The organism is Streptomyces sp. NPDC050564 (assembly GCF_044457265.1).
GTDB lineage: Bacteria > Actinomycetota > Actinomycetes > Streptomycetales > Streptomycetaceae > Streptomyces.
Map to the genome: position 1 here is coordinate 1 of NZ_JBITGS010000115.1, position 1,982 is coordinate 1,982.

Consider the following 1,982-nt stretch of genomic DNA (forward strand, 5'->3'; position numbering starts at 1 on the left):
TCGTCGGCCAACTCACCCACCGCTGGGGCACCCGCCCCACCCCCACCGGCAAAACCGTCTGGGCCGAACAAACCCTCACCCAAAACTGAAACACCCCGTACAGGACACCGACCCCCACAAAACCCTGTGCTCGTACAGCTACAGCGAAGCGACAAGCAGCTCACAGTGACGATCGCAGCGCCCGGCAATGGGCAGTGACGGCCTCCTGACCCGGATCGCCGGCCCGGCTCGTCCGCGGCTGCCGTCACACGCTCAGCAGCAGGTCCCGGACCGCTGCAGGCTGGGACAGGAACGGGTGATGGCCGGCGTCCAACTCGACGACGCTGCCGGCCCGGCGGGCGAACTCGCGCTGCAGCCGCGGCGGGGTGCCCCGGTCCTGAGCGCAGACAAGGTACGTCGAGGGCAACTGCTGCCATGCGGCCGCCCCGACCGGCTGCCCCGTCACCTGCACACTCTGCCGGGCCAGGTGATCCACCGCCTGCGCCTGGACCCCGGGGTCGCAATCCTGCAAGAACGTGTCCACGAGCAGCTCGGGACGGACCCCGAATGTGCCGGCGTCGGGATCGACGTCGAGGAACGGGGCGGGGCCGCCGTCCCCGAACTCCGACAGGCTCTGCCCGACCTCGGGCAGGTAGCTGGAAACCAGCAGCAGGTGGCGCACCGACCCGATTCCCGCAGCGGCTTCCGCCGTGACGATGCCGCCGTAGCTGTGGGCGACCACAACAGTCGGCTCATCGCCGGCCTGAAGCACCTGCCGCACCGCGGCAACATCCTCGAACAGCCCCGGACCGCCGACGCCGCCGGGCAGGCCAGCCTCACCGCAGCTCGGTAGCGCCGGGGCCACGCTCGCCACCCCCCACTCCCGCAGCAACTCGGCGGTGCGGTGCCACCACCACGACCCGTCCCGCACACACGCCCCGTGCACGAACACGACTCTCATCGCCACCTCCACGTCGGCCACTGCCGGGAAGAACAGACCTGCGTACACAGACTCCCACCGGACCGGGTCCCAGCAGCCCGGACCACAAGGCGGCCGATGAACCGCCGCCCCCGCCGGCCCGACCGGCGTGCCCGCCCAGGCCACCGGCCTTCGACACCGAACAGCCCAAGACCGCCTCACCCGCCCTGACACCGGCGCCGCCACATGTCCCACGGCGTACTCCCAGCACAAGCAGACACCAGCGCACGCCGGCAAATACCTGCAGGCGCCGGGCACCCCGGCCTCACCGAGACCGGCCAGGACCGCACCGGCCGGGCCGCAGACGGCACCATCAACGACCGCAGTCCGCCCGACAGCGCCGCCCCCGGGCAAGGGGAGAAACACATCCCTCCAAGTCGTCCCCCATGCCCTCGCCCCGCCACCGCTGCACGAAACGAACACGGGCCGAAGGCCCTGGCTCTCACCGCACACCGCTCCGCCGCGCCACCCGCAACAGCCCATGCCACACGCCCGCACACATGCGTCAGCGGCCGGGCGGCAAGAACATGCCACCCAGCCGCAGACGCGGTCCGCAATATTTCCCTGTCAGACCTTAGTTGCCATTGCCATTGCCGTTCCCGTTCCCGTTGCCGTTGCCGTTGCCGTTTCCGTTGCCGTTTCCGTTGCCGTTTCCGTTGCCGTTTCCGTTGCCGTTGCCGTTGCCGTTTCCGTTGCCGTTGCCGTTGCCGTTTCCGTTGCCGTTGCCGTTGCCGTTCCCGTTGCCGTTCCCGTTGCCGTTGCCGTTGCCGTTTCCGTTCCCGTTGCCGTTCCCGTTGCCGTTGCCGTTTCCGTTGCCGTTTCCGTTCCCGTTGCCGTTGCCGTTGCCGTTGCCGTTCCCGTTCCCGTTGCCGTTCCCGTTGCCGTTCCCGTTGCCGTTGCCGTTCCCGTTCCCGTTCCCGTTGCCGTTGCCGTTCCCGTTCCCGTTCCCGTTCCCGTTCCCGTTCCCGTTCCCGTTCCCGTTCCCGTTCCCGTTCCCGTTCCCGTTCCCGTTCCCGTTCCCGTT

At 69.5% G+C, this 1,982-nt stretch carries 2 protein-coding genes; both read right to left on the minus strand.

What is annotated here, in order from left to right; translation table 11 throughout:
* Positions 1–244: 244 nt before the first annotated feature.
* Positions 245–940, minus strand: coding sequence for an alpha/beta hydrolase (locus ACIBK0_RS51890; protein WP_399097547.1), 696 nt, complete (start codon positions 938–940; stop codon positions 245–247).
* A gap of 592 nt (positions 941–1,532) precedes the next feature.
* Positions 1,533–1,982, minus strand: a 450-nt coding sequence (locus ACIBK0_RS51895; RefSeq protein ID WP_399097545.1) for a hypothetical protein, incomplete at its 5' end; no start/stop codon positions are given.